Raw genomic sequence first — 22,657 nt, 5'->3', positions numbered from 1 at the left:
ATCGTACGCAGCCCCCGCAGCGGTGCTGATCACTCGGTCAGTCGCAGTCGCAGCCGTCAGGACGGTTGACGTCCGCGGGACGGCGGGAGATCGGCGCGACAGCCCGCACCGCTCAGCGCGGCGGTTGACCTACCGACCGCCGGAGCACGTCGCCGCGCTCGGGCGGCGGCGTCACGTCAAAACTGAACGTTGTCGGCGAGTACGGTGCCGGTCGCCCCGTTGCTGATGCCGCCGGCACCCAGCGAGCGCCATCGTGTGCCGGTGACCGTCATACCCACCCCGCTGTTGATCGCGACCGCATGCTTCGCATTGCCGTAGGCGACGTTGTCGCGGGCGGTGACTCGGTTCGAGCCGACAATGTCGATGGCGCTGTAGGTGTTGGGCGTCTGGTAACCGGCGTCGGAAACCGTGTTGTGCGCGACCTCGGTGATGTCGACGCCGCTCAGGTGGATGCCCTGCTGGAGCGGTCGGTAGATCCGGTTTCCCAGCACGCGCACCAACTCGGCGTTGACCACCTTCACTCCGTAGCTGCCGGCGCCCGTTACGTGGATGTCGTTGTCGGACACTGTGATCCCGGTGACCTGGGAGAGGTTGTTCCGGGAGATCAGGACGCCGCCGTCGGTGGGCTGGGTGATGGTGTTGCCGACGATGGTGACCCCGATGACCAGGGCTGGAGTCACCGTCTCCTGGCTGAAAACTCGCACCCCGCGCTGGGGCCCGTTGAAGGTGTTGCCGTTGACGACGATGTTGGAGCTGGACGGGTCGCCGACGAAGACGCCGTCCTTGCCGCCCTTGGTGCTGTTGCCGGCGATGATGGTCGTGTTACAACCCCAGCAGTCGATGCTGTTGTCGTCGAAGCCGATGACCGTGTTGCCGGCAATCTTGCCGTTGCGGCCGTAGCGGTTCGAGATGCCCTGCGAAATCGCAACGGGCGGACTGACCGCGGTGATGACGTTGGACTGACAGGTATAGAAGTTGATGCCAACCGCGGCCGAATCGCCGCGGAAGATGATGCCCCAGTTGCAATTGAGGACGCGGTTGTCGGTGACAACGCAGAAGTCGGCATCGGCGACGTAGATCGAGCTGCGATAGTTGTTGTCGGCCACCGTGGAGCCGTGCCCGCAGTGGTCGAAGAAGCAGCCGGCGACTGTGACATGGTGCGCGCCCGAAGAGACGGACACGCCGGAGCCGCCGATGTTCGTGAACCGACAGTTGACGATGGAGCTGTACTGAGCGTCACCCTCGATGATCACACCGACGCCACCCGGCTGGCTTGTTCCGTCGAAGTTGAGGCCGTCGAGCGAGTGGCGCGCCCTGCCCAGACGCATCAGGTTGACTGCGGCACCCGCCTTGATGGTGGCACCGTGGCCTCGCAATATCTGCGGCGTGGCCTGGTAGACCGTGAGCGTGTTCGTGATCAGGTAGACGTTGCCCGGGCCGCCGAAGTCCACGGCCCGGCCCTGCGACAGGCACCGCTGCACAGCCGCGGTGTCGTCCGTGACGCCGTCGCCAACCGCGCCATAGTCTTTCGGCGACACCACCGAGGTGTCGGAACCCGCCGCCATCGCCGGCTCAGCGGCGGTCAGCGCCGCAGCTCCCGCCAGCACCGGCGTGCCGTAGAGCAGAGCGCGGCGGCTAAGGCTGTTCTTCGTCATGTCGACCGATCCCCCGTAGGTTGTCTTTGCGCGGCTGGGAGCCTACGCGGGACAGGTCCGACGCGGTGCCCCTCGAAATGAGGGCGGCAGGCACCACTGTGGCGCCCGCCGAGCGCGGCCAGGCCGTCGAACAACCGAGGTGATGCCGCCTGGTCAGTGGACGGACCGGACGGCGACGATCTGACCTCCGCTGGTCTCCCCGGTCGGACGGAATCCGAGGGTGAGATAGAACCCCTCCGGGCCGTCCTCCCCCGATTCCCAGGTCGTGTAGATCTGGTCGTGCCCTCGGCTGCGGGCCTCCGCACGAACGGCGTCCACCGCGAAGCGGCCGTACCCCCGGCCCTGTTGCTCGGCGGCGATGTTCAGCCGCCACAGGCCCGAGCGCCTGTCGTCCGGTCGGTCCCACTCGATGTCGAAGAAGCCCATCAGGAAGCCGACGACCTCATCACCCTCCACGATCAGACGTGGCCAGGCGATGTCGGGCTGCGCGTACGCCTCGGCAAGGGACCAGGCGACCGGGGACGAGTACTTCTCCTGGTCGGGTCGCACCTGCAACCGGCAGGCGGCTTCCACGTTGTGTTCACTGATCTTCACCAGTCCGGGCACGCCCGCCACCCTATCGACCAGGATCCGCGCATCACCGTCGAGACTGCTGTGCCGCGCGCATCAGCCGGAGCTGGCCGATCTCCGCGACGTTCTTCATCAGCTCGGAGTTGACCCAACCGATCGTGTGCGTGACGGTGTGGTCGGTCCCGTCCGGCCAGGGGAACGTCGCGGTGCGGTCGAGGTCACGCTCGCTGAGCTGGTCGAGCAGACCCAGCCACTCGGTGCGCAGGTCACGCAGCCAGGCCACAGTCGGCTCGCCCGGGCCCGGCCAGGTGACGGCCGTGCGGTCGGGCGCGGGCACCCCCCGCAGATGGTCCATCGCCACGGTCCACCACCAGCCGACGTGCCAGGTGAGCCAACCGATCGTCGGCACCGGGACCGGGTCGGGTTCGGTGTCGGCCCAGTCCGGAACCCAGGTGCCGTCGACGCCCTGCCGCACCGACCAGCAGTGGGCGGCCGGCTCCCAGAGGGCATCGGCGGCGTCGAGTCGCTCGAGGTGGTACTCGAACAGCGACCAGGTCAGGTCGAACTGCCAGCGCAGCAGGGCCAGCGGCGGAACGGACATCAGGGGATTCTGGCCGGGCACCGGCACCGCCGTCGACAGAATAACCACTCGACGGCTCGCGGCAGAGCGCGGCGGCACGGCGCGCGGGCCCCGATCAGTCGGCCGGGCAGCGCTCGGAGAGGGCGTAGCGGAGCAGAACCACGTCGCCGATCTGGCGAGCCTCGGCCAGGCGGGCGCGGCGACCCGGATGCCAGGGGAAGCGACCCTCGCCGACGAACCGGGGCGCCCGGCCGTCGCCGACGAAGAACGGGGCCACCACGAGGTGCAGTTCGTCGGCGAGACCGGCGGCGAGGAACTGGGCGTGGACCGTCCCGCCGCCCTCCACCATCAACCGCCGCACACCCCGCGCGGCCAGGTCGCTCAGCAGCCACCCCGGGTCGACGGGCTCACCCGCGTCGACCACTGTGGCCAGTCGGCCGACCCGCTCCTCGGTCTTCTCCAGCGCGCCGGTGGCGCAGTAGACGAGCCGCACCGAATCACCGGCGGTGAAGAAGCGCGCGGTCGGGTCGAGGTCGCCCTGGGCGGTCAGCGTGACCTTGGTGGGCGAGGCCTGTCGACCGGCCGCGACCCGCTCGGCCCGACGGCTCGGGGAACGCACCAGCAGCCGCGGGTCGTCGCGCCGGACGGTGCCGGCGCCGACCAGGATGGCGTCGCAGCTGGCGCGGACCGCGTCGACGCGGTCCAGGTCCTCGTCGTTGGAGAGCAGTAACCGCTGCTCGGTGGCGTCGTCGATGTACCCGTCGATGGAGGCGGCGCAACTCAGCAGCACGTACGGCCGCGTCGGCTCCGGCCGGCAACTCATCGGGGCTGCTCAGGAGTGCGACCCGCGAGCGCGTCCGCCGCCTCGATTTCCGCCGCCTTGGCCGCCTTCGCCGCCAGGTACTCGGCGTTGGCCGGCGACAGGAAGACGCTGGTGAGGATCCGTTCGACCACGTCCACGCCCAGCCGGGTCAACTGGTCTTCCTTGTCCGGGTTGCTGCTGAGCAGTCGAACCCGCGGCACGCCCAACGTGGCCAGCATCTGCGCGGCGGCCGTGTAGTCCCGCTCGTCCTCGCCCCGGCCCAGCGCGACGTTGGCCTGGTAGGTGTCCAACCCGGCGTCCTGCAACGCGTACGCGTCCAGTTTGGCGTACAGGCCGATGCCACGGCCCTCCTGCCGCAGGTAGAGCAGGAACCCACCGGTCTCGGCGATCCGCTGCACCGCCTCGCGCAGTTGGGGGCCGCAGTCGCAGCGTTCGCTGCCGAACACGTCGCCGGTCAGGCACTCGCTGTGCGGACGCACCAGCGGCGCCTCTCCCCCGACCGCGAGCCGGTCCAGGGCACCGGCCCAGTCACCGAGGCCGAGGGCCAAATGCTCCCTACCGTCCACCAGGCCCTTGAAGGTGAACACCCGGGCGGTTGTGGAGTAGCCGTCGGGAAACGCCAGCGGCACCGTGACCTGCGTGCGGATCGTGGCAACCGGCAATGCTTCGGGCATGGGACTCCTTCGTCCGGCGCCACCGCCGTCCGGCGACGCGTACCGTCTCACCATCGACTTCAACAGCCGCCGTCGGAGGTGGCTTCCCGGGCAGCGGCCGGAGTTCGACGCCGACGGGCCAGCAGCACGGCGGCACCCGGCAGGCTGGCCACCAGCACCAGTGCACCGTAGACGGTGGCGGTGGCGACACCCTCGGCCGCGCTGAGACCGGCCGCGCCGAACACCCACGCGGCCACCCCCTCCCGTGGCCCGAAGCCGGCCACGTTCAACGGTAGGCCCATGGCGAGCAGGGCGAGCAGCGTCAACGGCAACAGTCGGGACAGCGGGGCGTCGGATCCGGCGGTGCGCGCCGCCACCAGGAAGGTGGCCAGGTGACCGGCGACCATCACCGCCGAGGCGACCAGCACACCGAACCAGGTGCGCCGCGCCAGCAGCCCTGACCGCACGTCCGCCACTGCGGTACGCAGCGCGGTGGCCCAGCGGGACCCGCCCCCGTTGGGCAGGACCCGGGCCGCCAGCACGACGACCAGACCGCCGGCGACGACGAGCGCGGCGGCGACCGGCAGGTACGGCCGCACCGGGGACGGGAAGGCCGCGAGCACCACCAGCGCGACGCCGACCAGGACCACCTGCCCGGCGGTACGTTCCCAGACCACCGCGCGGATTCCCCGGCTGACGTCACCGGCGTCGCGGCCGTGGCGCACCGCCCGGTGCACGTCGCCGAGCACACCGCCGGGCAGTGTGGCGTTGAGGAACACCGCCCGGTAGCAGTGCGCCACCGCCGTCGCCAGTGGCAGGCGGACACCGAGGCCGCCGGCGACCAGGCTCCACCGCCACGCCGCGCAGACCGTGGTGAGCACCCCGATGACCAGCGCCGCTGCCAACGCCGGCGCGTCGATCAGTCGTACTCCGGCGAGGAACGGGCCACTGCCCACCTGCCACAGCAGGACGGCGAGCAGACCCACCCCGCCGACCACTCGTGCCCAGGCCCAGAACATCCGCGCCGGCCCTCCCCTTGAAGATCGTCCACTTGCCCTAGTCCACGTACCCAGGGCGTGAACGGTTCATCCACCGGCGAGGAGGTCGGTGTGGTCGACAAGCACGGTGAGTCGGCCGGCGGCCGCGTCGGCCAGCCGACGGCGGGCGTACGCCTGGGCGGGGCCGGCCAGGTCGGGGCGCTGCGCGCAGGCGGCCCCGAGCCAACCTCGGAACCACTCGGCGGCCAGGTCGGCCTGCTCCGGGCCGAGCCGCCACGGGCTGGGTCGTTCCCGCACGTCGACGCCGTGCCGGGCGAACGCGGCGACGGTGGCGGCGGCGGCATCCGGGCCGAGCAGCCGCCGGCCATCGACGGTACGCCGCTGGTGGTCGTTGAACGCGGCTTCGACCTCCTCGTCGAGCGGGTCGGTCGGGCTGAGCCGGACCCGCCCGGTCACCGAGATGGCGAACAGCGCGGGCCGGCCGACGCAGGCGGCCACCACCCGTTCGACGTCCTCCGCGGTGAGCATGTCCAGCAGCGCGGACGCGGTGACCAGTGACGCCCCGGCCAGGTCGGCGGCGGTCAGCCGGGTGAGGTCACCGCAGCTCGTCCGCACTGTCACCGGGGCGCCGTCGGCGGCTCGCACCCCGGTCATGCCCTCGGCGGCGCGGGCCAGCAGGTCGGCGTCCCGGTCGTGCAGCACCCAGTGCTGCGGCCCGGGCAGCCGGGCGGCCAGCCAACGACTCATCGAGCCGGTGCCGCTGCCCAGGTCGTGGATCACCATCGGGGCGTTGGCGGTCGGCCGGGCGCGGACGGCGTCCAGCAGGTCCTCGGCGCGCGCCGCCGCGTCGGCCGGCTCCCGCAACCGCAGCCAGTCGGCGAACGGCAGGGTCTCCTCGGCGGTCATTCCGCCACCTCCTTCAGTACGCCGGCCAGCAGCGCGGCGGTCACCGACCAGTCGGTCAGGGTGTCGCGCCGGGCGAGCGCGGCACGCCGTAGCCGGGCGCGCAGCGCGTCGTCGTCCAGCCAGCGGATCAGCGCGGCGGCCAACGCCGCCGGGTCGCCGGGCGGGACCAGCAGTCCCGGTCGGTCACCGTCGGGGGCGTGGCCGAGCGCCTCCGGCAGCCCGCCCACCTCGGTGGTCACCACCGGCAGGCCCCGGGCCAGCGCCTCGGTGACGACCATGCCGTACGTCTCGCCCCGCGACGGCAGCACCAGCAGGTCGGCGGCGGCGTACGCGTCGTCCAGCGCCGCGCCGGTCAGCGGGCCGGCCAGCCGCACCCGCTCGGTGAGACCCGCCCCGGTCAGCCGGTCGCGCAGCCGGTGCACGAGGTCCGGTTCCCGGGCCAGCGTCCCGGCGCAGAGCATCGTCCACTCCCGCCCGACCAGCGTGGCCAACGCGTCGACCAGCACGTCGTACCCCTTGTGGTGGGTGACCGCCGCGACGCAGAGCAACCGGTCGCCGGTCGCGGAGCCGGCAGCCGGCGGCGCGGGCCGCACCCCGGGCGGCGCGGCCCGGATCCGCTCGGCAAGCCTCGGGTGCCGGGCCAGCAGGGCGCGGCGGGTCCACTCGCTGGTGGTGACGACGGCCCGGGCGGTGGCCAGCGCGCGGGCCTCCGGCTCGTCGTCGAGCGGCAGGTGCACCAGGACCACCAGACGCAGCCGACGGGCGTGCGGGGCGAGCAGGTCCGGCACGGTCGAGGCGATCAGGCCGTCGAACAGCACCACGGCGTCGTCGGGCGTGGCGGCGAGCAGCCCGGCCAGCGTCGCCCGGTCGGCCGGCTCGGGGTGCGGCCACGCGCCGGGCACCGGGTGCTCGTGGACCGACCAGCCCCGCTCGCCCAGCCCGGCGCAGATCCGCCGGTCGTAGCAGTTGCCGCCGCTGGGCGTGGCCGGGTCGTCGATGTCACCGGGCAGGACGACGTGCACCGCCCGGCCCGCATCGGTCACAGTGACCGCTCGTAGCTCGCCCAGGCGATGTGCGACTCGTGCAGGGTGACCGTGATGCCGGCCAGGTCGCGCGCTCCCGCTCCCAGCTGACCGGCGTGCACCCGCTCGACCAGTCGGTCCGCGACAGTACGGGCCAGCACCTCCGTGGTGGTGTTCACCCCGGCGAAGGCCGCCTCGTCGTCGAGGTTGCGGTACGTCAGCTCGCTCAGCACGGCCCGCAGCTGCTCGGTGGCCAGGCCGATGTCCACGACGATCCCGTCGGCGTCCAGGTCGGGCCGGCGGAACGTCGCGTCCACCACGAACGTCGCGCCGTGCAGGCGTTGGGCGGGCCCGAAGACCTCGCCTCGGAAACTGTGGGCGATCATCATGTGGTCTCGAACGGTCACGCTGAACACTGTCACTCCCCGTCGTCGTAGGTGATGAGGTGGCAGAGGGCGGGCAGGTCACCCGAGCTGAGTCGGGCGAGCACGTCGGGCAGCTCCGCGAACCGGGACGCGCCGGTGATCAACGCGTCGAAGGCCGGGTCGTCGAGCAGGTCCAGGGCGAGCGCCAGGCGGTCGGCGTAGCTGCGCCGCCCCCGTCGGGCGGGTGCCACCATGCCGACCTGGCTGCTGCGGACGGTGAGTCGACCGGAGTGGAACGCGCCGCCCAGCGACACCTGCACGGGGCGGTCGCCGTACCAGCTCAGCTCGATGACCGTGCCCTCCGGTGCGAGCAGGTCCAGCGACTGTTGCAGGCCGGCGGCGGTGGCGCTGGCGTGCACGACCAGGTCACGGTCAGCGCGGGCGTCGGCCGGGTCGGCGAAGTCGACACCGAGCGCCCCGGCCACGCCGGCCCGGCGCGCGTCGGTGTCGACCAGTTCGACCTGCACGCCGGGGAACCGGGCGAGCAGCGCCGCGACGCAGCAGCCCACCATGCCGGCGCCGATCACGGTGACCCGGTCACCGACCAGCGGCGCGGCGTCCCACAGCGCGTTGACGGCGGTCTCCACGGTGCCGGCGAGCACCGCCCGGGCCGCCGGCACCCCCTCCGGCACGGGCACCACGGCGGTGGCGGGCACGACGTACGCGCTCTGGTGCGGGTGCAGGCAGAAGACCGTCCGCCCGAGCAGGTCCGGCGGGCCCTGTTCGACCACGCCCACGCTGAGGTAGCCGTACTTCACCGGGCCGGGGAAGTCACCCTCCTGAAAGGGCGCGCGCATCGCGGCGTGCTGGTCGGCGGGCACCCGACCGGTGAAGACCAGCGTCTCGGTGCCCCGGCTGACCCCGGAGTAGCGGGCCCGGACCAGCACCTCGTCGGGGCCGGGGGCGGTCAGCGACACCGGCCGGATCTCGGCCGCGCCGGGTTCGCGCACCCAGCAGGCGTACGCCTCGCGGATCACCGTCGCGCACCTCACCTCTTGTTCTGGGCCGAACGGCCAGCCTTCCGTGCCCCGGTCGGGGTCGTCGATCATAAACACGGAGGCGAGGTGTCCACAGTTCGAAGCGCTGCCGTGCGCTGGCGCGGTGTGCGCGTGGTGGCGGCAAACCACTACCAGCGGTTGCGTGCCTCCTCGGCCCAACCGACGAGCCCGTCGAGGCTCACCGTCGTTCCGTCGTCGGTCTTCGCCCAGCCGGAGAAGTGCCCGAAACACTGGTGCGTCTCGTTCGCGACGACACCCAGGTTGGTGCGGGACACCTTCTCGTGGAACGGCTGGAACTCGACAGAGACCCGGTCGCCGCTGATCCGCCAGGGGCGCAGCCAGTCCGCCCGGTCGTAGGTCCAGCGCAGCTCCTCGCCGATCTTGTGCAGGCGACCGTCGACGAAGAGGCCGTTCTCGGTGACCCCGGTGCCGTCGGTCCACCGACCGCCGAGCTGGATCGCTCGTCCCGGCGCCGCGCCGGCGGCCCAGTTCCAGCTGACCGAGTACGGCCATCTGCCGCGACCGTGGTCCAGCACGGCGAACGCGTCCGGCCCACCGATCTCGTACGTCTGGCCGTGCAGTTCCAGCGTGCCGAGCACCGGGCGGCCGACGTCCTTGACCGTGTACTGGAATCGTCTGGTGCTCCACGGCACGACGACCCCGAGTGACTCGTGACCGGCCGGCAACGGCACGTCCACCTCCAGCCGTACGCCACTGGCGCTCGCCGAGATCGCGGTGCCGTCCGGGCGCTGGACGATCCGGATCGCCAGGCCACCGCCGCGGGCGCCCGCCTCGCCCACGCCGCAGTGCGGCGGTAGCACAGCGCCCCGCGCCAGCGGCACCACCACGTCGGCAGTCGTCTCGGTGCCGCTGTCCCGGTCGAGCACGTAGACACTGTGCACACCGGCGTAGTCCAGCGACGAGGCGACCAGCCCGATGATGTGCCGTGGGGTCACGATGCCCCAGTACTCCCATCGTTTGGTCCGGCCCCAGCCGCGCAGGTTCGCGGTGTGCAGGGGACGCCGGGTCCAGCCCACCGCCGCGGGGTTGAGTCGCCCGTCCCGTTGGCACAGGTCGACAGGCGAGAGCAGCTCACGTTCGTGCGTCACGAGCTGCACGATAGCCGCCCCTGCCCCGCCGGCTTGACTGACACATCGATGCGACCTACGGTCATATGACATCGGACATAGGATGTCATAGGATGTGGTGTATGCGGCAGCTTTGGCTGCTCCTGACTCTTTCTCTCCCGTCGTCCTGGTAGCCGCTCCCGCCCACCCCCACCGGTCTGGTGCGGCGGCCCGGCCCCGCCTGCGGCCACGAACCCGCACGAGACCGGCAGGAATCCCCCGTCATCGGCCGCCTTAGCGCCAAGCGGCCCGACGCTGCCGGGCGGCCACGGACATCGGCGTCCTGGCCGTCCGGCATCCCCCTCAAGGAATAGGACCCCATGAAGCTGTCCGCCCTCGGCCGTATCGCTCTGGCCACAGGCATCACCGTGCTGGCCACCGCCACGCTCCCCGGCACCCCTGCGGCCGCCGCACCGGTGAAGAGGAAGATGCTCCCCGTCCTGGTGGAGTTCAGCGACGCCTCCTTCCAGTTCCCGGACAAGGTGAAGGCGTCCACGCCGGACACCTACTTCGGCGCGAAGAGCGACTCGGCCGCGTCGTACCTGTCGGAGTTGTCGCGTGGGCAGTACAAGCTGGTGCCCGCCGTACCGGAGCAGTTCCTCGGCCCGATCAAGCTGGACCTCAGCGCCGCCGGCTGCCCGCACGGCAAGATCAATCAGATGACCCGTGACGAACTCGCCAAGCGGGGCCTGGTCGCGGGCGAGGACTACGACAGCATCTCGATCGTCTTCCCGGCGCAGAAGACGAACTGCCCCTGGGCCGGCCTCGCCACCCTGCCCGGCCCGACCACCTGGATCAACCTCTACGGCACCGCCAGTGGCATCGACGTCGTCGGCCACGAACTCGGGCACAACCTGGGCTTCGGGCACCAGGGTCGCGTCAAGTGCACCGGCGGCAACCTGGGCGCGTGCAAGTCAGGGGGCGCCAGCCACACGACCATCATGGCCGGTGGTTACCGGCCGGCCGGCTTCTCCGCACCGGAGATGATCCGTGCCGGATGGCTCAACGGCGGGGCGTCCCAGAAGGTCACCAAGTCGGGGGTCTACACGCTGCGCTCCCTGCACGGCAAGGGCAGCGGAGTCCGGGCCCTGGACATCGCCCTGGGCGGCGACCGGCTCGTCATCGAGTACCGCCACGCGGCCGGCAACTTCGACGCGAAGCTCGAGGGCGTGCACGCCTACCGTGTCCCCAAGGGCTCCTACGGTGCCTCGTCACTCATCGACACCACGACGGCGGACAAGACAGCCACCAACAACGCGCCGCCGAACGCGGACGCCATCACCAAGCTGACGGACAAGGCGAGCAAGCTGTCAGTCGCCGTCGTGTCCTCCGGCGGTGGTCAGGCCAAGGTCAAGGTCGCGCTCAACGGCGACTCGCTCGCCTCCATCGACGCGGCCCCCACGAAGTCCCCGTCCCCGTCCCCGAGCGCCACCCCCACCCCCAGTGCGAGCCCGAGCGCGAACACCGCCACGGAGGCCGAGTCCGACGGCTCCGAGCCGGTCACCGAGCTCGGCTCCCGGGAGCTGACCGCCGACGACGACAGCTCGACCACAATGCCGCTCGTCGCCGGTGGCGGTGCCGCCCTGCTGGCGGCCGGCCTGGGATTCCTCCTGCTGAAGCGTCGCCGCGGCAAGCACGCCTGACCGGCCGGTCGGGCCCGGTCGCCCGCTCGCACGGCGGGCGACCGGGAGCGGTCAGACGGTCATTCGAACTCCTCCACGTACTCCTCGGTGGGGCCCAACTCGGGCTGATCGCGCAGCTCCAGGACCGGGCCGAGCCGGTCGGTGTCCAGTACGACGATCGTGTTCTCGCCGGCGCGCAGCAGTGGCGCGGGGCAGTAGAGCGTCACCTGCGGACCGATGTCCCAGTAGCGACCGAGCAGGAATCCGTTGACCCAGACCATGCCGTGCACCGAGCCGGGCAGGGCGAGGAAGGTGTCCGCCGGCTGCTCGACGGGCACCGTCGCGACCGCGAACCCGGCGCCGGTGCTGGCCGGCCCGGCGGTGGTGGCGCGACGCAGGTCGTCAGGTGTCCACTCGGCCAGGGCGATCGGCGAGCTGGCCCAGCCGTGCACGATCCGGCGGTCGACGAGCACTGGTCCGAGCAGGCCCTTGTGCTGACCGACCAGTGGGCCGTAGTTGATCCGGCCCAGGTTCTCTACCAGGATCTCCAGGCGCACGATCGCGCCGGTGCCGCGAATCGGTATCTCCGGATGATCGGCGTCGGCGACACCGATCGGCACGCCGTCGGCGAGGACGATCGCCCGGTCGCGCACGTCGCTGAGGATGATGGTGTGCTCGCCCGTCGGGATCTTCGGGTGGGCGGTGAGCAGCACCATCCCGGCGTCCAGGCCGAGTTGTTCGAAGGTGGCCGGCCGCGGACCGGTCGACTCCGGTGCGGGCACGGCGCGCAGGCCGGCGATCAGGTCGGCGCGGTGGGTCAGCGGCACCCGCGTCGGCGGCAGCACCGGCATCCGCTCGGGCACCCGCAGTTGCCCGGTCACGCCGAGCGCCGCACGCATGGCGTGGAACTTGGCGGTGAGCGTTCCGTCCTCGGCGATGGGCGCGTCGGAGTCGTAGCTGGTGATGGTGGGCTGAAGCCGACCCCGGTCCGCGTTGGCGCCGGCCCACAACCCGAAGTTGGTGCCGCCGTGGGCCATGTAGAGGCTGACGCTTCCGCCCTCGCCGAGGATGGCGTCGAGAGTGCGCACGGCGCTGTCCACCGTGCGGACGTGGTGTCGCTCGCCCCAGTGGTCGAACCAGCCGTTCCAGTACTCGGCGACCACGAACGGTTCGTCGGGCCGGCGCGTGGCGAACAGGGCGCGGGCGGCCTCGGGCTTCGAGCCGAGGGTGGCCGCGGCGAGGGTGCCCGGCACCGTGCCCGCGTCGTGCATCAACTCGGTCGGGCCGTCCGCTGTGAACAGCAGCTCGGTGATGCCGCGCTCGAGCAGGGCTGAGCGAATCCAGTGCAGGTACGCCTCGTCGTCGCCGTAGCTGCCGTACTCGTTCTCGACCTGTACCGCCACCACCGGTCCGCCAGCATGCGTCTGCTGCCGTGCGATACGGGGAATCAGCTCGTCGAACCACCGCTCGACCGGCCGGATGAACGCCGGGTCGGAGCTGCGCAGGACCACGTCACGCGCGGTCAGCCAGGCTGGCAGGCCACCGTTGGACCACTCCGCGCAGATGTACGGGCCGGGCCGCAGGACGACGTCGAGGCCTTCTTCGCCGGCGAGCGCGATGAACGCCTCGAGGTCACGCCAGCCGTCGAAGCGGGGCGCGCGCTCGGCGTGCGGCTGGTGGAAGTTCCACGGCACGTACGTGTCGAGGGTGTTGAGACCGAGGTCGGCCAGTCGCCGGATCCGGTCGCGCCACAGCTGTGGGTGGACCCGGAAGTAGTGCAGGGCGCCGGAGAGGACGCGGTGGGGGACGCCGTGCCGGTGAAGCTGACGGCCGCTCCAGCCGAGCGCGGGTGATGGCCTGGGCGACGGTGTCAGCGTGCTGCTCGGCCGGGTCGTCTCGATCATGGCAGAAGCCTATGTTACCCGTGCCATTTATAACAATGGCGCTAGGATGCCGCCGTACCGGGTTCTCAGGAGGGCGGGGCGGATGACCGAGGCGACAATGCGCGACAAGCAACCGAGCATGACCGACGTGGCACGTGCCGCTGGCGTGTCGGCACAGACGGTCTCGCGTACGCTGCGCAACTCGCCGAACGTCAACGCGGAAACCCGACGTCGCGTACTCGACGCGGTCGAGCAGCTCAAATACCGGTACAACGGCGCTCCCCGGCTGCTGTCCTCGGGACGAAGCTTCACCCTCGGCCTGGTCCTGCTACAGGCCGGCGGCTACTACTCGCGCTCGGGGGTCACCGCCGGGGTGGAGGCGGCGGCCGGTCAGGCGGGTTACTCGGTGAGCATCGCGACCATCGCCGAGCTGGACACCGCACTGATGGAGAAGTCCCTGCTCAAGCTCTCTGACCAGGGCGTCGACGGCATCATCATCGCGGTCCCGTTGATCTCCGTGACCCAGCGGATGGAGGACATCACCCGGGACATCCCCACCGTCACGGTGGACGGCTCGCGCACGACCGGGGCGCGGGTGCTGGGCATCGACCAGCACGAGGCGGGGCGCGCGGCCACCCAACACCTGCTGGACCTGGGGCACCGCCAGGTGTGGCACGTAGCCGGGCCGGACGAGTGGATCGAGGCGCGGCAGCGTCGGCAGGGCTGGCAGGAGTGCCTGGCCGCTGCCGGGATCGACGCGCCTCCAGCCCTGGAGGGCGACTGGTCGCCCGAGTCGGGCTACCGGCTGGGGCAGATCCTCGCGATGATTCCCGAGGTCACCGCCGTCTTCGTGGCCAGCGACGAGATGGCCTTCGGGCTGATCAAGGCGCTGCGGGAGCGCGGGCGCTCGGTGCCGCAGGACGTCTCGATCGTGAGCGTCGACGACATCGAGCTGGCCGCCTACTGCCACCCGCCGCTCACCACCGTTCGGCAGGACTTCTACCGCTCCGGGGCGGCTGCTGTCGCACTCCTGCTCGACACCGAGTCGGAGGGCGAATCGCTCACGCCAGCCACCCTGATCGTCCGGGAGTCCACCGCGGCGCCGCGGCCACGCTGACCGTCCTGCTGCGGGCAGATCATTCTTGACGGGTCATGTTACGGGTGCCACAGTAACAACGCGCGGCCCGCCCCAGCGATCTAGGCGGACCGTGTCTCGTGCTCGCCTCTCACTCCCGCACCGTTGTGCGTACCGCCACGGAGGACCACCCCCATGTTCAGAAAACCCATCGTCCTAGCCGTCGCCGCGGCGACGGCGCTCAGCCTGCTCACAGGTTGTTCCGGAGGCGACGACAACGCCGACGGCAAGAAGAGCCTGAAGGTCGCGGCCTTCGAGGGCGGCTACGGCCGGGACATGTACCTGCAGGTCATCGAGGCCTACAAGGCGAAGCACCCCGATGTGGACGTGCAGCTGCAGCTCTCGAAGACCCTTGAGGACGAGATCAGCCCCAACATGAAGGCCGGCAAGTTCCCGGACGTCGTGGTGCTGCCCCAGGGCCGCAAGGCAGCGCTCGCCGAGACGCTGGTCAAGGACAAGGCACTGGAGGACCTCACCGGGGTCCTGGACATGACGGTGCCTGGTGAACAGGTCACCGTGCGCTCCAAGCTCGCCGACGGGATCGTGGGCAACCTCAGCACCAACCCGTACAACGACGACAAGACCTACCTGATGCCGATGTACTACGCGCCGACCGGGCTGGTCTACAACAAGGGCCTCTTCGCGCAGAAGGGTTGGCAGGTCCCGACCACCTGGGACGACATGTTCAAGCTCGGCGACGCCGCCAAGGCCGAGGGCATCGCGCTGTTCACGTACCCGACCGCGGGCTACCTGGACTCGTTCTTCTTCGCGCTGCTCGCCGACGTCGGCGGTGAGCAGTTCTACAAGGACGTCATGACGTATTCCGAGGGTGTCTGGAAGACCGCCCAGGGGCGCCAGGTCCTGGAGATCACCGCCCGGCTGCTGAGCTACGCGGCGAAGACCACGGTGGGGTACGCGAACGAGCAGGACTTCACCAAGAACCAGCAGTCGCTGCTCGACAACAAGACCCTGTTCATGCCGAACGGCACGTGGGTGGTCGGCGAGATGAAGGACGCTCCGCGCGCCACCGGTTTCGAGTGGGCGATGGCCCCGCTGCCGGCGGTCAACGCCGGTGGTAAGCGCTACCTGACCACGATCGTCGAGTCCGCCTGGGTTCCCAGCGGCGCGCAGAACAAGGACGCCGCGAAGGACTTCGTCGCGTACCTCTACTCCGACGAGGCCGCCGGCATCTTCGCCAAGGCCAACGCGATCCAGCCGATCAAGGGCATCGCCTCGACGCTGCCCGCCGAGATCGCCCCGTTCTACCAGCTCTACGAGGACCCGAGCATCTCCGCCCTGGTGGGTGGCTTCGGAAGCACCGCGCCGGTCGAGGGCGTGAACATCAAGGGCACGCTCTTCGACACCGCGAACAGCATCATCAGCGGCGACAAGACCGTCGACCAGTGGCAGACCGCGCTGAACGACGCCAGCGAGAAGCTGCGGCAAGCGGGCAAGTGACGCCCCGGCGGCAGCCCGGAACCGGGCTGCCGCCGACCCCTCCCCCCGCGAGAACCAAGGACTGGTCACGGTGACGACGACCCTCACTCCACCACCCAGAGGCGCCAGCAAGCGCGCGCCCAGCCGACCCCCGGTGTCAGCGCGTGGCAGCGCCGCACGCGGCCGGCCCGGCGACGGCCGATTCGTCGCCGCCTGCCTGCTTCCGGCACTGGCACTGTTCGCGCTGTTCATGATCTGGCCGACCGTCAGCGTGTTCCGGATGTCGCTCTACAGCTGGAGCGGTTTCTCGGCGCAGATGCGGTTCGTCGGCCTGGACAACTTCACCAAGCTCGTCGACGACGAGCAGTTCCTCCGCGCGTTCCAGAACACCGTCGCGCTGCTCGTGGTCGTGACCGTGGTGACGATGGGGATGGGTCTGTTCCTCGCCGCCGTCATGACCCGGCAGAAGCTGCGCGGCCACACCCTCTACCGGTTCGTGCTCTACATCCCCAACGTGCTCTCGGTCGTGGTCATCGCGGCCATCTTCTCGGCCGTCTACGACCAGGAGAACGGCCTGCTCAACGGCACCCTCCGGCTGCTCTCGCTGGACGGCCTGCAACAGGTCTGGCTGGGCGACCAGAAGCTGGTGCTCTACTCGGTCGCGATAGCGATGCTGTGGCAGTCGCTCGGCTACTACATGGTCATCTACATGTCGAGCATGGCGAGCATCCCGGAGGAGTTGTACGAGGCCTCGGCACTCGACGGTGCCTCGGCAGGTCGGCAGTTCTTCGCCGTCACGCTGCCGCTGATCTGGCAGAACCTGCGCACCACGCTGACCTTCTTCATCCTCAGCGCGGTCAACCTCAGCTTCGTGCTGGTTCGGGCGATGACCGGCGGCGGCCCGGACGGTGCCTCCGAGGTGCTGCTCAGCTACATGTACAAGCAGGCGTACACGAACTCGGCCTACGGCTACGGCATGGCCATCGGCGTGGTGATCTTCGCTTTCTCGTTCCTCGTGTCGCTCCTGGTGAGCCGCGCGACCCGGCGTGAGCCCCTCCAGTTCTAGAGGACACTCCCATGACCACGATCAACAAATCCGGTCCACGGCCCGGCCGTGGACTCACCCACCTGCTCGTCGGTGCGATCACCCTGCTCATCGTCATCCCGGTCGGCTGGGTGCTGGTGGCCTCGCTGAAGCGCAAGAGCGAGTTCTTCGGCAGCCCGTGGACCCTGCCCGAGGGCCTTCACCTGCAGAACTACGTCGACGCGTTCGGCGGCGCGCAGATGGGCCGCTACTTCGCCACGTCGGTACTGGTCACGCTCCTCGGCCTGGTCTTCGTGCTGGCGGTCTCGGTGCCGGCGGCGTACGTCGTCGCCCGGTACGAGTTCCGCGGCAAGGGCATCGTCGAGGTGGCGCTGCTGGCCGGGCTGTTCGTCAACGTCAACTACATCGTGGTGCCGATCTTCCTGATGCTCGTCGACTGGGACCGCGCGCTGGTCGACGTGTTCCCCGACGGGTTCTTCCTCGACAACCCGGCGATGCTCTCGCTGGTCTACGCGGCGACCTCGATCCCATTCACGATCTACCTGCTGACTGCGTACTTCCGGTCGATTCCGGGAGACTTCGAGGAGGCCGCGCTGCTGGACGGGGCATCCCGATTCCGGATCATGACGCGGGTGATGCTGCCGATGGCCCGCCCGGCGGTCACCACGGTGATTCTGTTCAACTTCCTGGCCTACTGGAACGACTTCATCATCGCGCTGACGCTGCTGCCCGGTGAGGGCAAGACGTTGCAGGTCGGCCTGCTCAACCTGATGGCGGCGCAGAAGGCGGCTGCGGACCCGGGGCGGCTCTACGCCGGCATGGTCATCGTCATCGTGCCGGTGCTGCTCCTGTACGCGCTGATCCAGCGCCGACTGATCCAGGGCATGGCCGCCGGCGGCGTCAAGGGCTGAGGCCCGAGAAAGGGATGTCATGAAGGAACCGACGCATGCCGTGCTGCTCGTCGTCGCCCGGCTGCTGCTCGCGCTCGCCTGTGTCGTCGCCGTGGTGGTCGTCCGACCCACTGTCGGGTGGGGCAACCTCGCGATCATGCTTGTGGCGCTCGCCGTCCTGATCGGTCTTCTCGCGGACTACAACAGAAAGTTCCGGTGAGCCGCGGCGTGCGGCGGGCCCGAGCTCCGCCGGGGGCGTTCCCTCCCGGCGTACGAACGAGACAGCGCAAGGAATTGACAGACTCCCCCACCCCGACCACCCCCACGGTTAGGACTCTCGATGCGCCTGTTCAGGTCCTCGTTGGTGGCTTTGACCACGCTAGCCACCGCAGTACTGGTCGCCGCGCCCCCCGCCGCGGCAGCCGCCACGAACTACTACGTCGACTGCTCCGCGAGCACGTCGGGCAGCGGCACCCAGGCCAGCCCCTGGAACAGTTTCACACCGGTGAACGCCAAGACGTTCGCCGCCGGAGATCAGATCCTGATCCGGCGGGGCACGACCTGCGCCAACCAGCAGCTCTTTCCCAAGGGTTCCGGCGCGGCCGGCGCACCGATCATCATCGACGCGTACGGCAGCGGCGCCAAGCCGGCGCTGGCCGGCAACGGTGCTGTCGTCGACGTCGTGAAGCTCTACAACCAGCAGTACTGGGAGATCCGCAACCTGGACATCTCCAACAAGGGATCGGCGATCGCCACCCGCCGCGGCGTGCACATCATCCGCGAGAACTCCGGCACCGGCACCTACTACCGGGTGACCGGGCTCAGCGTCCACGACGTCAACGGCAACCAGACCAAGAAGGACGACGACGCCAGCGCCGGCATCTTCTTCGAGGTTCTGGGCTACACCACGCAGACGAAGTTCGACGACGTGCTGATCAACAACAACACGATCGGCACCGTCGACCGCTACGGCATCCACTTCTGGACCCGCTGGATGGTCCGGCCCGAGCTGGCCAACCCCAACTGCGGTTCCACCTGCGGCACCTGGCTTCCGCAGACCCGGGTCGTCGTGCGCGGCAACACGGTCACCGACATCGGCGGCGACGCCATCGACGTGCACCACACCCAGAGCGCCCTGGTCGAGAACAACCGGGTGGACGGCTTCCGGGTCCGCGAGCCCGCGCAGTGCGCCGCCGGCATCTGGGGCTGGAACATCAACGACGCCCTGTTCCAGTTCAACGAGGTCAGCGGCGGCCGGAGCACCTGCGACGGGCAGGGCTTCGACCTGGACGAGGGCAACATCCGCACCATCTACCAGTACAACTACAGCCACGACAACGAGGGCGGCTTCATCCTGCTCTGCAACGGTGGGGGCTCGACCACCAAAGACAACATCGTGCGCTACAACATCAGCCAGAACGACCGCGGCCAGATCTTCGACCTGGTCTGCGGGAAACTCACCAACACGAAGATCTACAACAATGTCTTCTACGTGGGCGAGTCAGCGCAGATCATCAACAACGGCAACGGCTCGGCCGGCGCCAATGTCGAGTTCTACAACAACATCTTCTACGTGACCTCGACCCAGGCCAGCTACAACGCCGGGGCTCTGCTGTTCGACTCGAACGTGTTCTACGGCCAGCACCCCGCCGGCGAGCCCGCCGACCCGAACAAGATCACGGCCGATCCGCTGTTCGTCGCGCCGGGCACCGCCACCTCGATCAGCGACGCCGGTGGTTACCGGCTCCGCACCGGCTCCCCCGCGCTGGCCAGTGGTCAGGTCATGACCAGCCCGGGCAGCCGCGACTACTTCGGCAGCACCGTCACCCCGGGTTGTCGTCCGGACCGGGGCGCACACCAGCTCAGCACGGTCTGCGTGCCCAGTGCCGGCGTCATCCCGCGTACCGGATGGTCGCTGAAGTACGTGGACAGCCAGGAGACGGCCGCCGAGAACGGGGCCGCGACCAACGCCTTCGACGGCAACCTCAGCACCATCTGGCACACGAAGTACACCGGCGGCAACGCCCCGATGCCCCACGAGATCCAGATCAACCTCGGGGCGAGCTACTCCGTCTCCGGAATCCGCTACCTGCCCCGGCAGGACAGCGGCTCCGGCGCCGCCAACGGGCGCATCGGCCAGTACGAGGTCTACGTCAGCACTGACGGCACCAACTGGGGTACGGCCGTGGCCACCGGCACGTTCGCCAACAACGCCAGCCAGAAGGAGGTCCGGTTCACCGCGAAAACGGGCCAGTATCTGCGACTGCGCGCCCTGAGCGAGGTCAACGGCAACCCGTGGACCACCGCCGCGGAGATCTACGCCCTCAACTGACCGACACATCAGGGAGCCTCCGGCATCGCGCCGGAGGCTCCCTGGCGTACCCATGGTTCACCACCTCGGGGTGCCGCAACCGTCTCGGTCACCGCCAGACCCTGTCCGCGATGTCGTAGACCATCGTGCGGTCGACCTGCTTCGGAAGCGACTGGCCGAGCCGCCACGACCCGGGGGTGGCGTGCAGCTCGACGGTCACCGAGCCCCGCGTCGCGGGGCCCAGCTCGCCGACCCAATGCCGGTTCTCTTCGATCAGCCGCTCCACGGTCTCGACGTCGGGCGCCGTCACCTCCACCACGGTGGTGTCGACAAGCGCCGAGCCGACCAGCAAGACCAGGAGCCGGCCCAGGACCGCCGCAGGCACCGCGGGGTCCGTCGTTTCGACAGACACGTAGCAGTCGTCATGCCCGGAGAACAACAGGCGTGAGCCGGCCAGAGCGGGTAGGACCGGCTCGTCGAACGTGGCCGTTCCAATGGTGACGATCATTTCGTCGACGCGCTCGGCGGAAGGCGTACCCGGCACGTCGACAAAGGTCAGCTCGTAGGGGTACCAACCGGCCAGGAACCGCGGCAGCTGCTCCCGGGGTATCAGCAGGGCCTCTTCGCTGAGGCCGACGACGCCAGCCGCCAGCGCGCGGACCTCATGCACCTCGAAGCTGACGCCCTGTTCGGCAGCGATCCGTGACGGCCGCCACTGCTGATACTCCTCGTCCAGGAAGCTGTTGGTCTCCACGCCGACAACCATGATGGTGTCGTTCCCGGCGAGCATCAGCACATCGGCCAGCTCGGCGGCCTGCGCCGCAGTCGCATTCACCATCCAGGAGCCGCCTGTCTCGCGAACACTGAAGCTCAACGGGAAGGGCGCACCGTCCAGTCCCACGCTGTTCACGGAGAACGCGCCATGAGGTTTGACCTGGACCGTGGCGCCGTCGCGCGTGCCGTCCCCGGCGATCGGATAGCCGATCGCGGCGATGTCGGAACGCAGATCGGCGACGCTGAGCTGCGGATTCAGGGCCCTCGTCACACGGTCGGTGAGCGGCCGATGGGCAACGATGTGCTCGACCGCCGCCCGGTCCACCGTCATCTCGTAGTAGTCGACGGCGAATTCGACGAAGCGGTCGACGATGTCGTCGAGCAGGATGTCGAGCATGCCCGACCCATCCGGGCCGCTGTCGTCGTACGGTCGGTGCAGTGGTGGGAAGGTGATGCCGTCACCGGCGTGCCAGCGGTCGTCCTCCACCAGCCGCCACAGCACGGTGGTCGCCACGAGTCGGCCGTCCTCGTCGCAGAAGGCGGGTTCCGTCAGCTGAGAACGCAGCACCTCCGGAACGCCGTCGACCAGACCGGGCCACAGCTCGTGGTCCGGATGACGGTACGGCGACATCGCCGATTCATGGTCGAAGAGCCGGATGAAGGCGCCGTCGGGGGTGAACACGACGGCCCACTCGTCGCCGCTGCCATTGCTCATCAGCGCCGCCTCGTCCGTGCCCCAGGTCGAGGTGTAGGCGTAGTAGGGGTCCCCGCCGTCGATGATGCGCTCGAGTACGGCCAAGGCCTTGCAGCGCTGGCGCAGCCGGTCGATGTCGGGGAGTTTGGCGGCGACGTCGTAGGCGGTCACCGGGTCACCCTACGGAGGCGGCAGCACCCCGGTGTCGGGGGCAAGGACTCGGGTGAAGAACACCAGGGTGTCGCGGATCAGCGGCTCCAGCGGCACCCCGACGAAACAGTGGTCGGCGCCCCGCACCACCGACAACTCGACCTCGGCACCCGCCGCGGTCAACGCCGCGGCGAGTTCCTCGCTCTGCCCCACCGGTACGACCAGGTCCTCCTCGCCGTGCACCAGCAGCATGGGCGGGGCGTGGCCGGTGACGTAGGCGATCGGACTGGCTGCCCGGCCCAGCTCGGGGTTGCCGGCCAACGGGGCGCCGATCAGCAGCGACTCGGGCGAGTCGGCAGCGTCGTGGTCGATCGTCCCGGCCGGGTGGGCCTGCGACTGAATGGTCAGCAGGTTGGACGGCGCGTACCAGCAGACCGCCGCCTGGACGCGGGTGTCGTCCTGGTCGTCCCCGGTCAGCGCGAGCATCGAGGCGAGATGTCCGCCGGCCGACTCGCCCCAAACCCCGATCCGTTCGCGGTCCACGCCCGCCGTGTCGCCGTGTCGGCGCAGCCAGCGAACCGCCGCCGTGACGTCGTCGAGTTGGGCGGGGAAGTGTGCCTCGCCGCTGAGCCGGTACTGCGCGGAGGCGACCGCGAAACCGGCCCGGATGGCGGCGGTGAAGGGATCCACCTCCATGAGCCACTCCGGTGGCTGCTTGGGCGAGCCGAACAGCCACGCGCCACCGTGGATCCACACCAGGACCGGGACCGGTTGGCGGGCCGCCACGGGCACGACCAGGTCCAACGTGAGCGGGCGGAAGCCCGGGACCTCGTTGACGACGATGTCACGGTGCTCGATCCGGTCGCTCCGGGGCCGGGATGCCGCGTCGGTCATCGCGCCATCTTCGCACCGACGGTCCGTGTTGTCGGGGCGTCCCGGTCGCGGCGACGCCCCGACAA

21 protein-coding genes are annotated in these 22,657 nt (G+C 70.0%); 7 read left to right on the top strand and 14 right to left on the bottom strand.

Going from position 1 to position 22,657, the window contains the following annotated elements:
* Positions 1 to 176 precede the first annotated feature (176 nt).
* The 11 genes from IF22_RS0123695 to IF22_RS0123645 form a co-directional block, all read right to left on the bottom strand.
* Entirely contained in the window at positions 177 to 1,655 is a 1,479-nt protein-coding gene (locus tag IF22_RS0123695; protein WP_030335555.1) for a right-handed parallel beta-helix repeat-containing protein, read from the bottom strand.
* Between the two features lie 153 nt (positions 1,656 to 1,808).
* Entirely contained in the window at positions 1,809 to 2,261 is a 453-nt protein-coding gene (locus tag IF22_RS0123690) for a GNAT family N-acetyltransferase (protein WP_036412170.1), read from the bottom strand.
* A gap of 31 nt (positions 2,262 to 2,292) precedes the next feature.
* Positions 2,293 to 2,826, bottom strand: coding sequence for a DinB family protein (locus IF22_RS0123685; protein WP_030335551.1), 534 nt, complete (start codon positions 2,824 to 2,826; stop codon positions 2,293 to 2,295).
* Between the two features lie 94 nt (positions 2,827 to 2,920).
* Positions 2,921 to 3,628, bottom strand: coding sequence for a RibD family protein (locus tag IF22_RS0123680; RefSeq protein WP_030335549.1), 708 nt, complete (start codon positions 3,626 to 3,628; stop codon positions 2,921 to 2,923).
* Complete coding sequence (locus IF22_RS0123675; RefSeq protein WP_030335546.1) at positions 3,625 to 4,302, bottom strand: GTP cyclohydrolase II; 678 nt, start codon at positions 4,300 to 4,302, stop codon at positions 3,625 to 3,627. Before IF22_RS0123675 ends, IF22_RS0123680 begins: the two co-directional genes overlap by 4 nt.
* Positions 4,303 to 4,361: 59 nt before the next feature.
* The gene (locus IF22_RS0123670; RefSeq protein WP_036412151.1) at positions 4,362 to 5,300 is read right to left on the bottom strand and encodes a lysylphosphatidylglycerol synthase transmembrane domain-containing protein; all 939 of its coding nucleotides are present in this window, start codon (positions 5,298 to 5,300) and stop codon (positions 4,362 to 4,364) included.
* A gap of 66 nt (positions 5,301 to 5,366) precedes the next feature.
* Positions 5,367 to 6,185, bottom strand: coding sequence for a class I SAM-dependent methyltransferase (locus IF22_RS0123665; RefSeq protein WP_030335542.1), 819 nt, complete (start codon positions 6,183 to 6,185; stop codon positions 5,367 to 5,369).
* Complete coding sequence (locus tag IF22_RS0123660; protein ID WP_030335540.1) at positions 6,182 to 7,228, bottom strand: glycosyltransferase family 4 protein; 1,047 nt, start codon at positions 7,226 to 7,228, stop codon at positions 6,182 to 6,184. The genes IF22_RS0123665 and IF22_RS0123660 overlap by 4 nt, the downstream gene beginning before the upstream one ends.
* The gene (locus IF22_RS0123655) at positions 7,225 to 7,623 is read right to left on the bottom strand and encodes a 6-pyruvoyl trahydropterin synthase family protein (protein ID WP_030335538.1); all 399 of its coding nucleotides are present in this window, start codon (positions 7,621 to 7,623) and stop codon (positions 7,225 to 7,227) included. Before IF22_RS0123655 ends, IF22_RS0123660 begins: the two co-directional genes overlap by 4 nt.
* A gap of 2 nt (positions 7,624 to 7,625) precedes the next feature.
* Entirely contained in the window at positions 7,626 to 8,609 is a 984-nt protein-coding gene (locus tag IF22_RS0123650) for a zinc-dependent alcohol dehydrogenase (protein WP_030335536.1), read from the bottom strand.
* 149 nt (positions 8,610 to 8,758) lie between these two features.
* On the bottom strand, positions 8,759 to 9,739 hold the full coding sequence (locus tag IF22_RS0123645; RefSeq protein ID WP_030335534.1) for a DUF2804 domain-containing protein: 981 nt from the start codon (positions 9,737 to 9,739) through the stop codon (positions 8,759 to 8,761).
* Positions 9,740 to 10,077: 338 nt separating this feature from the next.
* On the opposite strand from IF22_RS0123645, the gene IF22_RS0123640 reads away from it, so the two are divergent.
* Positions 10,078 to 11,400: an LPXTG cell wall anchor domain-containing protein gene (locus IF22_RS0123640; RefSeq protein WP_030335532.1), complete on the top strand. Its 1,323-nt coding sequence runs from the start codon at positions 10,078 to 10,080 to the stop codon at positions 11,398 to 11,400.
* Positions 11,401 to 11,459: 59 nt separating this feature from the next.
* Here IF22_RS0123640 and IF22_RS0123635 read toward each other — a convergent pair whose 3' ends face one another.
* Positions 11,460 to 13,283 carry a glycoside hydrolase family 35 protein gene (locus tag IF22_RS0123635; protein WP_051708740.1) on the bottom strand — a complete coding sequence of 608 codons (1,824 nt, stop codon included), beginning with the start codon at positions 13,281 to 13,283 and terminating at the stop codon, positions 11,460 to 11,462.
* A gap of 82 nt (positions 13,284 to 13,365) precedes the next feature.
* On the opposite strand from IF22_RS0123635, the gene IF22_RS0123630 reads away from it, so the two are divergent.
* The 6 genes from IF22_RS0123630 (at position 13,366) to IF22_RS0123605 (ending at position 20,101) form a co-directional block, all read left to right on the top strand.
* Complete coding sequence (locus tag IF22_RS0123630) at positions 13,366 to 14,379, top strand: LacI family DNA-binding transcriptional regulator (protein WP_030335527.1); 1,014 nt, start codon at positions 13,366 to 13,368, stop codon at positions 14,377 to 14,379.
* Positions 14,380 to 14,532: 153 nt separating this feature from the next.
* A complete protein-coding gene (locus IF22_RS0123625; RefSeq protein WP_030335525.1) occupies positions 14,533 to 15,855 on the top strand; it encodes a carbohydrate ABC transporter substrate-binding protein in 1,323 nt (440 codons plus the stop codon).
* 70 nt (positions 15,856 to 15,925) lie between these two features.
* Positions 15,926 to 16,900 (top strand): carbohydrate ABC transporter permease, encoded by a 975-nt coding sequence (locus IF22_RS0123620; RefSeq protein ID WP_245233718.1) that lies wholly within the window; start codon positions 15,926 to 15,928, stop codon positions 16,898 to 16,900.
* Positions 16,901 to 16,911: 11 nt separating this feature from the next.
* Entirely contained in the window at positions 16,912 to 17,790 is an 879-nt protein-coding gene (locus tag IF22_RS0123615) for a carbohydrate ABC transporter permease (protein ID WP_030335522.1), read from the top strand.
* Positions 17,791 to 17,809: 19 nt separating this feature from the next.
* On the top strand, positions 17,810 to 17,989 hold the full coding sequence (locus IF22_RS0123610; RefSeq protein WP_030335519.1) for a DUF6903 family protein: 180 nt from the start codon (positions 17,810 to 17,812) through the stop codon (positions 17,987 to 17,989).
* Between the two features lie 144 nt (positions 17,990 to 18,133).
* The gene (locus IF22_RS0123605) at positions 18,134 to 20,101 is read left to right on the top strand and encodes a discoidin domain-containing protein (protein ID WP_167337332.1); all 1,968 of its coding nucleotides are present in this window, start codon (positions 18,134 to 18,136) and stop codon (positions 20,099 to 20,101) included.
* Between the two features lie 88 nt (positions 20,102 to 20,189).
* On the opposite strand, the gene IF22_RS36335 is transcribed toward IF22_RS0123605, so the two are convergent.
* Positions 20,190 to 21,719, bottom strand: a complete 1,530-nt coding sequence (locus IF22_RS36335; RefSeq protein WP_307857871.1) for a hypothetical protein — start codon at positions 21,717 to 21,719, stop codon at positions 20,190 to 20,192.
* A gap of 9 nt (positions 21,720 to 21,728) precedes the next feature.
* Complete coding sequence (locus IF22_RS0123595) at positions 21,729 to 22,592, bottom strand: alpha/beta hydrolase (protein ID WP_030335515.1); 864 nt, start codon at positions 22,590 to 22,592, stop codon at positions 21,729 to 21,731.
* Positions 22,593 to 22,657 lie beyond the last annotated feature (65 nt).

Origin of the sequence: Micromonospora parva (genome assembly GCF_000718515.1) — a bacterium.
Classification (GTDB): domain Bacteria; phylum Actinomycetota; class Actinomycetes; order Mycobacteriales; family Micromonosporaceae; genus Micromonospora; species Micromonospora parva.
Note: the sequence above shows the minus strand (reverse complement) of the source record. Positions and strands in the feature narration are given on the sequence as shown.

Bases quoted from the DNA above. Each gene is read 5' to 3' on its own strand.
- IF22_RS0123695 (WP_030335555.1), bottom strand. From the start codon at position 1,655: ATGACGAAGAACAGCCTTAGCCGCCGCGCTCTGCTCTACGGCACGCCG.
- IF22_RS0123685 (WP_030335551.1), bottom strand. From the start codon at position 2,826: ATGTCCGTTCCGCCGCTGGCCCTGCTGCGCTGGCAGTTCGACCTGACC.
- IF22_RS0123680 (WP_030335549.1), bottom strand. From the start codon at position 3,628: ATGAGTTGCCGGCCGGAGCCGACGCGGCCGTACGTGCTGCTGAGTTGC.
- IF22_RS0123675 (WP_030335546.1), bottom strand. From the start codon at position 4,302: ATGCCCGAAGCATTGCCGGTTGCCACGATCCGCACGCAGGTCACGGTG.
- IF22_RS0123670 (WP_036412151.1), bottom strand. From the start codon at position 5,300: ATGTTCTGGGCCTGGGCACGAGTGGTCGGCGGGGTGGGTCTGCTCGCC.
- IF22_RS0123665 (WP_030335542.1), bottom strand. From the start codon at position 6,185: ATGACCGCCGAGGAGACCCTGCCGTTCGCCGACTGGCTGCGGTTGCGG.
- IF22_RS0123640 (WP_030335532.1), top strand. From the start codon at position 10,078: ATGAAGCTGTCCGCCCTCGGCCGTATCGCTCTGGCCACAGGCATCACC.
- IF22_RS0123635 (WP_051708740.1), bottom strand. From the start codon at position 13,283: ATGATCGAGACGACCCGGCCGAGCAGCACGCTGACACCGTCGCCCAGG.
- IF22_RS0123630 (WP_030335527.1), top strand. From the start codon at position 13,366: ATGACCGAGGCGACAATGCGCGACAAGCAACCGAGCATGACCGACGTG.
- IF22_RS0123625 (WP_030335525.1), top strand. From the start codon at position 14,533: ATGTTCAGAAAACCCATCGTCCTAGCCGTCGCCGCGGCGACGGCGCTC.
- IF22_RS0123615 (WP_030335522.1), top strand. From the start codon at position 16,912: ATGACCACGATCAACAAATCCGGTCCACGGCCCGGCCGTGGACTCACC.
- IF22_RS0123610 (WP_030335519.1), top strand. From the start codon at position 17,810: ATGAAGGAACCGACGCATGCCGTGCTGCTCGTCGTCGCCCGGCTGCTG.
- IF22_RS0123595 (WP_030335515.1), bottom strand. From the start codon at position 22,592: ATGACCGACGCGGCATCCCGGCCCCGGAGCGACCGGATCGAGCACCGT.